Below are 11718 nucleotides of genomic sequence, written 5' to 3'. Positions count from 1 at the left end.
GCCTATTGGCGAACGATGAACTGATCGAGGTTGTCCTTGTCGATGCGTGCCGTCACAACCTCGCCCGCCGCGCCAAGGCTCCTCCCGGGCGCATCGTTGAGGGTGTACTGGAAGGCTGCGGCGTCGCCGACCCGCACGACGATTCTCTCCTCGGCGCGCTGCACGACACGATCGCCTGGCTCGAGGAGGCGAGCCATTGCCACTCGGCCGTCAATCACCAAACGCACCCAACAGGGAGCCTGCGGCTGGATATCGATGGTCAGGTGATCGGCCGCGGCCGTCGTTCGAACGCGTTGGACCGTGATTCCCTCCGGCGGGCTCGCCGGCGGAGCCTCCGCGACTTGCTCCGGCGCTGGCGCGCGCTGGTCCGCTGCGGTGCTAGGCTGACGCGCCTGCTCCGCCTGTTCCGGCCCACTGAACAGCCTGACCATGCCGTAGGTGATGGCCGCGAAGAGACAGATGCCGCCAACGATCGCGGTCAGGACCTGCAGGGCAGCCATGCGTCTCTGCGTCACGCTGGCTTCCTCGGCGACGGCGCGCGCGTGATCCTCAGGCGTCCCCGCGGCAGGGCTCTTCGCGCAGTACGCTGGATAGCTCGCACACTCGGCAAGGAATCGCTGAACGGCCTCATCCGGATCGAGACCTACCTCGCGGGCATACGCGCGCACGAAGCCGCGAGAAAATATGCCGCCCGGCAGTTTGTCGAACTGACCGCGCTCGAGCGCGTCGAGCAAACCTCCGGCGACATTGGTCCGCTCGGCGATCTGCCGCAGGGTGATGCCACTCTGTTCGCGCGCCGCTCGAAGCTCTTCACTGAACGTCATCCGTGGTACCTATCGGCCTCGCTCCAATTCTACCGTAGGTCGGTTGCCCCAGTGCGAAACGACTGGCGAGCGGCGGACAGCTCCGAGGGGAGCGTGCCACGTCGGGCCGCATCTGTCAGCCACCCAATGGCCGCGACGCCCGCAGCTCCCACCTCGGCAACCTGGGGGATACGCTCCACCGTGATCCCCCCAATGGCGAGCACTGGCACGTTGGAGGCCCGCACGGCAGCCCCGAGGGCGGCAATTCCCACCGCCGGATGTCCCGATGCCTTCGAGGCGCTCGGGAACACCATGCCAAAGAGGAGGTAGTCGACGGCCGCGTCGCGGCACGCTGCCCTGATCTCGGTGGTCGTGTGGACGGATCGGCCAATGAGGAAGCCGGGCGGCAGGACACGTCGAACGCGCGACGCCGCCAATGACGAAGCACGGAGGTGAACGCCAGAGGCACCGGCAGCCAGGGCAATGTCGAATCGCTCATTGACGAGGATGCGACAGTTGGGGGGCGTTCTGGCCACGAGCCGCTCGACCAGGCGAAACAGCGCCTCGTCCGACAGTGAGGGCTCGCGAACTTGCACTAAGTCAATACCCGCCTCGCCCGCCGCTGCGACGAGAGCAACCAGCGCATCGAGGGCCTCCGCCGATTGCGGCGGTCCCAGTCTCGCGTGATCAGTGACGAGCTGAAAGATGCCTGCCACAGTTCAGTGATCAGTGGCCAGTGATCAGTGGCCAGGCGGTAGGCCACGGCTCGAGGCCCACGTCGCAACGCGGCAGCCAACCCGGTCGCCAACCCGGTCGCCAGCCCCCAACCGCTCGCCCATCGGCTGACCACTGACCACTGAATTACGGCCGCCTCGGCTCCCACTGTTTGTCGATGGCGTGAGCGCTGGCTTCCCGGCGTAGACCGAGTAACAGCAGGAGATCAGCAACCGCGGCGCCGAGGCTGACCAGACCGATGCCGGAAACGGCACCGCGCACGTAGTAGTTGTGCGTGATCTGCTGAAGCCAAGACAGATGCTCGACGAAGAAGTTGCGCTCCCAGAAGGTGGACCACGGGACGAGGATGAGGAGGAGGCCCACCTCGAAGAAGTAAATCACGAACATGAGCCGACTGAGCACCGAGATAGCCGACCTCCACAGCGCGTCGCGGTTCGACGGTCATCGAAACCCGATCAGCATCAGGCCTCGCCTATCGTATCAAACAGGTCGAAGAGCGTCGGTGGCCTGAACGTCTTGCGGTGAATCGCCGAGTAGCCGTATCGACGAATCGCAGCCAGGTGCGTGGCCGTTGCGTACCCTTTGTGGCGATCGAACCCGTAGCGCGCATCCGCTTCGTGGAGGGCGCGCATCAAGCGGTCGCGCGTGACTTTCGCGACGATCGAGGCGGCCGCGATGGCCGCACATCGGCGATCGCCGCCCACGACGGCTTCTTGGGGAACCGCGAGATCCGGGACACGAAAGGCATCGATGAGCACGTAATCGGGCAACGGATCCAGCGCCAGCACCGCGCGGTGCATCGCCACGAGCGTCGCCCGGTGGATGTTCAGCTCATCGATCTCCGGTGGCTCACAGGAGGCAACCGCCCAGGTGAGCGCCCGCCGCGTAATCGTCCCGTAGAGCCACTCGCGGCGGGCCGCTGTCAGTAGCTTCGAGTCGCGCAAGCCGTCGCATCGCCGTCCGGGATTCAGAATCACGGCCGCCGCCGTAACCGGGCCGGCAAGACACCCACGCCCGACCTCGTCGACGCCCGCGATCCGGGCGTACCCTTGGCGGCGGAGGAGATTCTCGTGTGTCCGACGGGCCCCGCGTACCATAGGTCCGAGGTTGGAAGTTCGAGAGCGGAACGTGGACAGGCCCCTTTTCCCTAAGCGGTTCGCTTCCGTGTCTGCTCCCGCATGCGGGCGGCCTTACCACGAAGACCTCTGAGGTAGTACAGCTTCGCGCGGCGAACCCGTGCGCCCCGCACGACATCGATCTTGTCGATCGACGGCGATTGTAGTGGGAAGATCCGCTCGACGCCTTGTCCAAAGGACACCTTGCGCACGGTCATCGTCTCGCGCGTCCCGCTGCCGTGCAACCCGATCACGGTTCCCTCGAACACCTGGATGCGCTCCTTGTCGCCCTCGCGCACCTTCAGGTGGACGCGTAATGTATCGCCCGGGCGGATAGCCGGCCGCTCGGTGACTTCCCCTTGCTCGATGATATCAATGACGTTCATGGCTTCTGCTCCGTTCCAACATCTGCGCGCTACGTGCGTGGGCGCGTTTCCAACGTTTCCAGGATCGCCCGCTCCTCTTCATCCAGCGTCGCGGCAGCCAGCAGATCCGGTCGCCGCTCCAGCGTTCGGCCGAGCGATTCGCGCTTGCGCCATCGCTCGATCTCCGCGTGATGCCCGGAGAGCAGCACGTCGGGAACGCCCATGCCTCGGAAATCGGCCGGGCGCGTGTAGTGTGGATGGTCCAAGACCCCGCGCGCGAACGAGTCACACTCGACCGATCGTTGGTCGCCTACCACACCAGGGATCAGCCGCGCGACCACGTCCACTATGACCAGCGCGGGCAGTTCCCCCCCCGTGAGCACGTAGTCGCCAATCGACAGCTCGTCGGTGGCCAAGGCTGCGCGGACGCGCTCATCGACCCCCTCGTAGCGACCACAGAGCACCACGATATGCTCGAGACCGCTGAGCCGCTCGGCGTACGCGTGTGTCAGCCGCGCGCCCTGCGGCGAAGGCAACAGCACCGCGTCGGGCGAGCCGCGTTGCTCACCTATCCACTCAACCGCCTTGAACAGCGGCTCCGGCTTCATGACCATCCCCGGCCCCCCACCGAACGGCACATCGTCGACGGTCCGGTGCCGGTCCGCCGTGAAGCCGCGGAGATCGTGAACCGCCACATCGAGCACCCCGCGAGCACGCGCGCGCCCAACGATGCCCTCGGTCAGCCCGGCTTCGACCATCTTCGGAAAGATGGTCACGATGTCGAACTTCACAGATCCAGCAGCCCTTCGGGCGGGTCGACGAGGATGTCCTTTGCCCCGGTGTCGACCGAGACGCATATCGAGCGCACGAGTGGGATCAGCAGCTCGCCCCGCGCGGAGCGCACGACCAGCCGCCCAGCCTCGGGCCCGGCGTCGTACCCCACCACCTCACCCACCAGCTCTCCAGAGGCGAGCCGAACACGGCAGCCCACCAGATCGTGCTGATAGTACGTGTCCGGTGGCAGCGACTGGAGCGTCGACGCTGGCACGCGCAGCTCGGCTCGACCAAGTGCTTCGGCGGCCGTGCGCGTGGCCACGCCCTCGAAGAGCACCAGGACGCGGCGCTGGTGCGCGCGACACCCTCGCACCGTGAGCCTTTCGACCTGGCCCGCCCGCTTCACGAACAGCTGGGCGCCTCGTCGAAAGCGCTCGTCGGGAAAATCCGTCTGCGGATCGATGGCCACTTCTCCGCGGATGCCGTGAGGTCGTGCAATGGTCCCCACGACGACCATCTCGTCCCAATCACTGGTCATGGCCGGCCGGAGGCCAGTCACGAAACTCGAGCTGTACCCTGTGCCCGTCCCGGTCCGCCGCCAACGCCACGAGCGTCCGCAGCGCGGTGGCGGTGCGCCCTTGACGCCCGATCACGCGTCCGAGATCTCCAGGCTCCATATAGAGCTCGAGCACCGCTGTGCCGCGGTGTTGTTCCTCCGTGATTGCGACGTGCTCTGGGTGATCCGCCAACGTCCGGGCAATCACCTCGACGACCGCGCGCGCGTGGCTCACGACGGGGCTTGCTCCGGGCTCGGTCCGGCCTCCTCGGTCCCGGCATCTGGCGCCGCGCTGGGCGGCGGGGCCGTCGTGTCGGCAACGGCGCCGGCAGTCTCCGGCACCGGTTCGCCCCCTTCACGGATGGTCCCCCGCTCCGCCGCGACCGCCCCCTTGTGACGCACGGCGAGCGTCCGAACCGTGTCGCTGACCTGCGCGCCCTTCGACTGCCAATGCGCGAGCCGCTCGTAATCGAGCTTTACCTGCTCGGGCTTCGTGCGGGGATTGTAGTGACCGATCACCTCGACGAACCGCCCGTCACGTCGGCTCGCATCCTCGGCGACGACGATTCGATAGAACGGACTTCGTTTCGCACCATGGCGGCGCAGCCGGATTACTAGCATGTAAGAACCTTTCTGGAATTCACCAACGCTCGGCCTCCATCATCTGTCGGATGGCGCCAAGCTGCTTGCGCATCTTCTTCTTCCCCTTGCCGCCACCGGACCCTGGCCCCATCATCTTGAGCATCTTCTTCATCTGCACGAACTGCTTGAGCAGGCGGTTCACCTCTTCGACCGACGTTCCGCTGCCGCGCGCGATGCGCTTGCGCCGGCTGCCGTTGAGGATCTGGTGGTGGTCCCGCTCCTTTGACGTCATCGAATCGATGATCGCCTCGACGCGGGTGATCTGCTTCTCGTCCACGCCGCCGGCGAGCTGGCTCTTCACCTGCGCAAAGCCTGGCAGCATGCCCAGCAGATTTTCCAGCGGCCCCATGCGCCGTATCGTCCGGAGCTGATCGCGGAAATCCTCGAGCGTGAAGGAGGCAGACCGCAGCTTGTCCTCGAGGCGGACCGCTTCCTCTTCGGTGACCACCTGCTCGGCCTTCTCGATGAGTGACAGCACGTCACCCATACCGAGCACGCGCGACACCACACGCTCGGCGTGGAACGACTCGAGATCATCCAATCGCTCCCCGCTGCCCACGAATGCAATGGGCACGCCCACGACCGAGACCACCGAGAGCGCTGCACCACCTCGCGCGTCGCCATCCATCTTGCTCAGCACCACGCCGCTGATGCCAATCCGGCGGTTGAACTCACCGGCACTCTTGATGGCATCCTGCCCGGTCATGGCGTCTGCGACATACAGCATGTCGCTGGGCGTAACAGCCGCTTTGATGCGCTCGAGCTCCCCCATGAGCTCGTCATCGATGTGGAGACGCCCCGCCGTGTCGACGAGCACGACGTCGAAGCCAAGCGTCTTCGCTTGTGCGACGGCGCCGGACGCTCGAGACACCGGATCCAGGTTGCCGTCCGGATCGTGCACGCGCAGACTGGCCTGACGGCCGAGCAGCGTGAGCTGCTCGATCGCGGCGGGCCGTCGGACGTCGGTCGACACGACGATCGGGTGCCGTCCCTGGCGCGCCAGCCACCTCCCGAGCTTCGCTGTGGTCGTCGTCTTACCGGACCCCTGCAGCCCTAACAAGAGGATTACGCGCGGCGTCTCGGAGGTGGGCGCCAACCCGCCCTGCGCGTCGCCGAAGAGCGCCAACATCTCGTCCCGGACGATGCGGACGACGTGCTGGTCTGGCGTGAGGCTACGGAGAACTTCTTGATCGACGGCCCGGTCGCGAACGCGGTCGACGAACGCTTTCACGACCTTGAAGTTCACATCGGCTTCGAGCAGCGCCATGCGAATCTCGCGCAGGGCGACTTCGACCAGCTCCGGCGTGAGGCGTGCCTCGCCGCGGAGGGAGCGGAAAACGTCCTGAAGTCGTGTGCTCAGAGACTCGAACATGGCCGTCGGTACGCATACGTGGGCGCTAAGCCACTCGCACGCAAACAGTTAGAGTAGCCTAGCCACACCCCACCTGTCAAACTGGCGGAAAAACAGGAACCGCGTACCTTTTCACACGCTGGACAGCTTGTGGCCCAGTTTGTCCTTCTTGGCCTTCAGATATCGGCGCGTGTGCTCCGACACGGGGATCTCGATGGGCAGCGTGTCGACAATCGACAGGCCGTAGCCTTCCAGGCCGATGAACTTGCGCGGATTGTTCGTGAGGAGTCGCATGGAGCAAACGCCTAGATCACGGAGGATCTGCGCACCGATGCCGTAGTCCCGCTGATCCGCCTTGAACCCCAGTCGCTCATTGGCCTCGACGGTATCGTAGCCTTGGTCCTGCAGCTCATAGGCGCGGATCTTGTTGGCGAGACCGATGCCACGTCCCTCTTGATGCAGGTACAACAGAATCCCTCGCCCTTCCTGCGCAATACGCTCGAGCGCCCGATGGAGCTGGGCGCCGCAATCGCAGCGCATCGAGTGGAACACATCACCCGTGAGGCACTTCGAATGGACGCGCACCATGATGCTCTCGCCGTCGCCGACGTCGCCGCGGACCAACGCCACGTGGCCTTGGCCATCGATATCGCTTTCATACGCAAAGACACGGAACTCGCCAAAGCCAGTGGGCAGTTGAGCGGCGGCAATGCGCCGTACCATACGCTCGGTGCGTACGCGATACCGAATGAGATCCGCAATCGTGATGACGAGGAGATCGTGCTTGCGAGCGACGCGGCGGAGATCGGGCACGCGCGCCATCGTGCCGTCGCTGTTCATGATCTCGCAAATCACCGCGGCAGGCGTCAGCCCGGCAATCCGCGCGAGGTCGACCGAGGCCTCGGTCTGGCCGGCGCGGACGAGGACACCGCCCGCACGCGCGCGCAGAGGAAACACATGGCCGGGCCGCGCGAGGTCGAACGGTTGTGTATTCGGATCGATGGCCGTGAGAATCGTGGCCGCCCGGTCCGACGCCGAGATGCCGGTGGTCGTCTTGTACTTCGCCTCGATCGTCACGCAAAACGCGGTGCCGTAGCACGACGTATTGTCCTGGACCATGAGCGGAATCTGCAGCTCGTCCAGTCGCTCGGCGGTCATCGACAGACAAATCAGGCCCCGGCCATGTGTGGCCATGAAGTTGATCGCCTCCGGCGTGACCTTCTCGGCGGCAAGCGCGAGGTCCCCCTCGTTCTCACGGTCTTCGTCATCGACAATGATGACCATGCGCCCCGCGCGGAACGCTTCGACCGCCTCCTCGATCCGCGCAAACGGCAACCGCTCGCGCCGCGCGCCTTTCGCCAAGCGAATTTTCGTGCTCATGGAACTTCACTCACTCGCCGTCACCGCTACGAAGGCGGCGGACCACGAAGTCGACGACCACGAAGGATACGAAGAATCAACCACGAAGAACACGAAGTTCACGAAGAAGGATTCAAATTGGTTTTCTTCGTGATCTTCGTGTCCTTCGTGGTGAAAACCTTCGTGTCCTTCCCGTCCCTTCGTGTCCTTCGCCGTCAGGGCGCCCGGAACTCCAAGAATCGAATCACGTACTTGCCCAGCATGTCGCACTCGAGATTCACCGCGTCGCCGACACGCGTCCTCTGGAGCGCCGTCGCCCGCCAGGTGTGCGGCACAATCTGGGCGTCGAACTCGCCGTTGCGCAGATCGGCAATTGTCAGGCTCACTCCGTCGACGGCAATGGCGCCCTTCGACACCATGAACGGTGCCAGCACTGCAGGATAGGATACCGTGATCCGATGGAACTCGCCCTCCTCGACCACGCTCATGAGGCTGCCGATGCCGTCCACGTGGCCCTGCACGAAGTGGCCGCCAAAGCTCGCACCCACGCGCAGCGGTCGCTCCAGGTTGACCAGGCGGCCGGGCTCGATCTGTCCTAGTGTCGTGACGCGGAGCGTTTCCGGCGAGACGTCAACGCTCCAGGCAGACGAGGTGAGCGCTGTCACGGTCAGACAAACGCCGCTCGTGGCAATACTGTCGCCCACCGACAGCTCGTCGGCAATCGGCGCTGTGATGTGCAGCCGCTCTCCGTGCTCGAAGATCTCCCGCGCGACGATCTCGCCCACCGCTTCGATCAGTCCCGTGAACATCAGGTTATCCACGCCTCACGTCGCCCGTCACGATCACGTCGTCTCCTGCCGTGGTCCGGCGCGTGCCGCTGAGGCGCTCGACGACCGTTTCAGCCGGCATCATCCAGGCCACGCCGCCCGAGCCCAGCACCCGTGGGCTCTGGTGAATCTCCACACGATCGACAACACCCGCGTCCCAACAAGCACGGTGCAAGAGCGCGCCACCCTCGACGAGCAGCGACTGGATGCCACGTGCGTACAGCTCGGCAAGCGCTGACACCAGGTGGCCCTGGTCCAGGCAAACGAGCGTCGCACCTGCCGCTTCGAGCGCACGCACCCGTTCGGCTGCGTCCTCCACGCGTGCTTGCGTTGTGATGATCCAGACAGTGCCACGCTCCGGCGCCGAGAGAAGGCGCGAGGTCGGCGGCGTCCGCAAGCGACGGTCGAACACCGCTCGCACCAGTGGCCGTGCGCGATAGACCTCACGCACGGTCAGCAGAGGATCGTCGACCAGCGCCGTCTCCGATCCGACGCCAACGGCGTCGACCTCCGCACGGAGCCGCTGCACGCGCCGCAGTGCCGCCTCCCCAGTCACTGGCGTGCGCTGACCAGGTGCAGCCGCGATCCGCCCGTCCTGGCTAATCGCAATCTTAATGGTGACATGCGGGCGCCGCTCGCGCAAACCGGTGAAAAAGGCGGCGTTGAGCGTGACAGCCTCGTCGCGGCCAATGCCGACGTCTACGCGGATACCGTGCTCGCGGAGATACTGGACGCCCCGTCCGGCGACCCGGGGGTCGGGATCCTCGAGCGGAATCACGACGCGCTGGATCCCCGAGGCGGCAATCGGTACCACGCACGGGCCGGTCCGGCCCTGGTGGCAACACGGCTCGAGCGTGCAGTACAGCGTGGCCCCCCGCGCGGCGCCACCGGCCTCCTCGAGCGCCATGATCTCGGCGTGCGGTCCGCCGGCTCTGCGATGATGGCCACTGCCGACCAGCACGCCGCTCCGCGACACGATGATCGCGCCCACGAGCGGGTTCGGGCTCGTCTGGCCGCGCCCGCGCTCGGCAAGCCGCAACGCGCGACGCATGAGCTCACGATCGACAGCATCCTGCGCGCTCGCGTCGAGCGACACGGCTACCAGGTCTCCTCGAACAAGGCCTGGACGTACTCGCCAGCCGAGAACGGCACGAGATCCTCGATGGTCTCGCCCGTGCCCACGTAACGAATCGGGAGCCGCAGGTCCTGCGCGATCGCCACGGCGACGCCGCCCTTGGCGGTTCCATCGAGCTTCGTCAGCACGATCCCGTTCACGCCGGCAGCGTTCATGAACTGCTGCGCCTGGACGAGACCGTTCTGGCCGACCGTGGCATCGAGCACCAAGAGGACGTCGTGCGGCGCGCCCTCCACCTCTCGCCCCGCGATGCGCTTGATCTTCTCGAGCTCGTTCATCAGGTTGACCCGCGTGTGCAGGCGTCCGGCCGTGTCGACGATGACCGGATCGCGGCGGCGGGTCTGCGCTGACTTGATGGCATCGAACACGACGGCTGCGGGATCGCCGCCGGGATGGGCGCGAACGAAATCGACGCCGGCGCGGGTCGTCCAAACCTCCAGCTGCTCGACCGCAGCCGCACGAAACGTGTCGGCGGCACACACGAGCGGCGCCTGGCCGGACATTCGAAACAAGTTCGCCAGCTTGCCGACGGTTGTCGTCTTGCCCGTGCCGTTGACACCGACCAGGAGCATGATCCGCGGCGTCGCACCGTCTGGCGGCGGCTGGTTCACCTCGTCGAAGATCTGGAGGATTTCCTCCTGCACGAGGTGGCCCAAGCTCTGACCTCGGCGAGCTCGCTGCCCGACCGTGGCGACGATCCGTTCGGTGGCCGCCACGCCCACGTCGGCCGAAATGAGCAGCTCTTCGAGCGCCTCGAGCGTGTCCACTTCCACGGTGCGCGTCGACGCGCGCTGTTGGTCCGCCGCGCCGGTCAGATCGTCGAACCGGCCGCGGAACTGCTGCTTGGTCCGATCCAGGCTTGCTTTGAGTCGATCGAAGAATCCCATGACGTCCGGCTTACTCCAGCTCATTCCGTTGCGGCCGCGCCATGAGCTCCTCGACGGCAATGCGCGGGGCTTTGCGGTCCCCGAGCACGTCGGCCATCTGCCTCGCAATCGGCAGCTCGACCCCGAGCCGAGCACCGAGCGCCACGGCCGCCTCGGTCGTCTTCACGCCCTCGGCCACCATCTTCATCCCGGCCAGAATCTCGTGCAGGGGACGCCCCTTGCCCAGCTCCACGCCAACATGGTGGTTGCGACTGAGCTCGCCCGTGCAGGTGAGCACGAGATCCCCGAGGCCGCTCAAACCGGCGAGCGTGTCACGCCGGCCGCCAAGAGCGCAGGCCAGCCGGGAGACCTCCACGAGACCGCGGGTGATGAGCGCAGCCATGGCATTGGCACCAAGGCCCAGCCCTTCGACAACACCTGCGGCGATGGCAATCACGTTCTTGAGCGCACCGCCAATCTCAACACCTACCACATCGGTGCTGCCGTAGAGCCGTAGGCTGGGTCCGCGGAACTCCGCCTGCACCCGTTCGACCGCCGCGCTCTCGGTGGAAGCGACGCACACCGCGGCGGGTAATCCGCGAGCCACCTCCGTCGCAAAGCTCGGCCCCGATAACACGACGATCGGGTGTGCCGCTCCGATTTCGTCGTGAATCACTTCGGACACGCGAAGCAGGCTGCCGGTCTCGAGCCCCTTGGTTCCGCTCACGAGGACAACGCCCGGCTCGAGATGTGGCGCCGCAGCACGGAGCACGAGCCGAACGCCGTGCGATGGCACCGTGCAGACCGCGACGCTGGCGCCGGACAGCGCCTCATCCAGACGCGCAACCGGCGTGACGCCATCGGGCAAGACCGCATCTGGCAAGTACACGGCATTGGCGCGCCGCTTGGCGATGTCAGCCGCAAGCGCAGGATCACGCGCCCAGAGGCGCACTTCGTGGCCACGCCGTGCAAGATGAATAGCGAACGCGGTACCCCAACTTCCGGCACCGATAACGGCTATCGTCGACATAAAACGGGGACAGCCCCCGTTTTACGGAACACGTAAAACGGGCACTGTCCTTTGTCTACCATGAAACCATGAAGAAGGAACTGCGTACTTCCTTACGTGTTCCGTAAAACGGGGGCTGTCCCACTGCTGTCCGGTTGACACTTACCGTCTCGGCCGCAAC

The 11718-nt window shown here is 65.8% G+C and carries 15 protein-coding genes; all 15 read right to left on the bottom strand.

What is annotated here, in order from left to right:
• Positions 1 to 2 precede the first annotated feature (2 nt).
• The 15 genes from GEV06_15390 to GEV06_15320 all read right to left on the bottom strand — a co-directional run bounded on the left by GEV06_15390 (position 3) and on the right by GEV06_15320 (position 11558).
• The gene (locus GEV06_15390) at positions 3 to 824 is read right to left on the bottom strand and encodes a DUF4115 domain-containing protein (protein MPZ19277.1); all 822 of its coding nucleotides are present in this window, start codon (positions 822 to 824) and stop codon (positions 3 to 5) included.
• A gap of 29 nt (positions 825 to 853) precedes the next feature.
• Positions 854 to 1519 carry a thiamine phosphate synthase gene (locus tag GEV06_15385; protein ID MPZ19276.1) on the bottom strand — a complete coding sequence of 222 codons (666 nt, stop codon included), beginning with the start codon at positions 1517 to 1519 and terminating at the stop codon, positions 854 to 856.
• A 145-nt stretch (positions 1520 to 1664) separates the two neighbouring features.
• The gene (locus tag GEV06_15380) at positions 1665 to 1940 is read right to left on the bottom strand and encodes a hypothetical protein (GenBank protein ID MPZ19275.1); all 276 of its coding nucleotides are present in this window, start codon (positions 1938 to 1940) and stop codon (positions 1665 to 1667) included.
• Between the two features lie 59 nt (positions 1941 to 1999).
• A complete protein-coding gene (locus GEV06_15375) occupies positions 2000 to 2635 on the bottom strand; it encodes a ribonuclease HII (GenBank protein ID MPZ19274.1) in 636 nt (211 codons plus the stop codon).
• A 50-nt stretch (positions 2636 to 2685) separates the two neighbouring features.
• A complete protein-coding gene (rplS, locus tag GEV06_15370; protein ID MPZ19273.1) occupies positions 2686 to 3039 on the bottom strand; it encodes a 50S ribosomal protein L19 in 354 nt (117 codons plus the stop codon).
• A gap of 29 nt (positions 3040 to 3068) precedes the next feature.
• Positions 3069 to 3809 (bottom strand): tRNA (guanosine(37)-N1)-methyltransferase TrmD, encoded by a 741-nt coding sequence (gene trmD / locus GEV06_15365; protein MPZ19272.1) that lies wholly within the window; start codon positions 3807 to 3809, stop codon positions 3069 to 3071.
• The gene (gene rimM / locus GEV06_15360; GenBank protein MPZ19271.1) at positions 3806 to 4330 is read right to left on the bottom strand and encodes a ribosome maturation factor RimM; all 525 of its coding nucleotides are present in this window, start codon (positions 4328 to 4330) and stop codon (positions 3806 to 3808) included. Before rimM ends, trmD begins: the two co-directional genes overlap by 4 nt.
• Entirely contained in the window at positions 4320 to 4583 is a 264-nt protein-coding gene (locus GEV06_15355) for a KH domain-containing protein (GenBank protein ID MPZ19270.1), read from the bottom strand. Before GEV06_15355 ends, rimM begins: the two co-directional genes overlap by 11 nt.
• Positions 4580 to 4969, bottom strand: a complete 390-nt coding sequence (gene rpsP, locus GEV06_15350; protein ID MPZ19269.1) for a 30S ribosomal protein S16 — start codon at positions 4967 to 4969, stop codon at positions 4580 to 4582. Before rpsP ends, GEV06_15355 begins: the two co-directional genes overlap by 4 nt.
• Positions 4970 to 4988: 19 nt before the next feature.
• The gene (locus GEV06_15345; protein MPZ19268.1) at positions 4989 to 6362 is read right to left on the bottom strand and encodes a signal recognition particle protein; all 1374 of its coding nucleotides are present in this window, start codon (positions 6360 to 6362) and stop codon (positions 4989 to 4991) included.
• Between the two features lie 111 nt (positions 6363 to 6473).
• On the bottom strand, positions 6474 to 7721 hold the full coding sequence (locus GEV06_15340; GenBank protein MPZ19267.1) for a bifunctional 3,4-dihydroxy-2-butanone-4-phosphate synthase/GTP cyclohydrolase II: 1248 nt from the start codon (positions 7719 to 7721) through the stop codon (positions 6474 to 6476).
• Between the two features lie 194 nt (positions 7722 to 7915).
• The gene (locus GEV06_15335; GenBank protein MPZ19266.1) at positions 7916 to 8509 is read right to left on the bottom strand and encodes a riboflavin synthase; all 594 of its coding nucleotides are present in this window, start codon (positions 8507 to 8509) and stop codon (positions 7916 to 7918) included.
• A gap of 4 nt (positions 8510 to 8513) precedes the next feature.
• Positions 8514 to 9623: a bifunctional diaminohydroxyphosphoribosylaminopyrimidine deaminase/5-amino-6-(5-phosphoribosylamino)uracil reductase RibD gene (ribD, locus tag GEV06_15330; GenBank protein MPZ19265.1), complete on the bottom strand. Its 1110-nt coding sequence runs from the start codon at positions 9621 to 9623 to the stop codon at positions 8514 to 8516.
• Positions 9624 to 9625: 2 nt separating this feature from the next.
• Positions 9626 to 10549, bottom strand: coding sequence for a signal recognition particle-docking protein FtsY (gene ftsY, locus GEV06_15325; GenBank protein MPZ19264.1), 924 nt, complete (start codon positions 10547 to 10549; stop codon positions 9626 to 9628).
• 10 nt (positions 10550 to 10559) lie between these two features.
• Positions 10560 to 11558, bottom strand: coding sequence for an NAD(P)H-dependent glycerol-3-phosphate dehydrogenase (locus GEV06_15320; protein MPZ19263.1), 999 nt, complete (start codon positions 11556 to 11558; stop codon positions 10560 to 10562).
• Positions 11559 to 11718: the final 160 nt, after the last annotated feature.

The sequence above is a fragment of the Luteitalea sp. genome, assembly GCA_009377605.1.
Taxonomy (GTDB): domain Bacteria; phylum Acidobacteriota; class Vicinamibacteria; order Vicinamibacterales; family Vicinamibacteraceae; genus WHTT01.
Note: the sequence above shows the minus strand (reverse complement) of the source record. Positions and strands in the feature narration are given on the sequence as shown.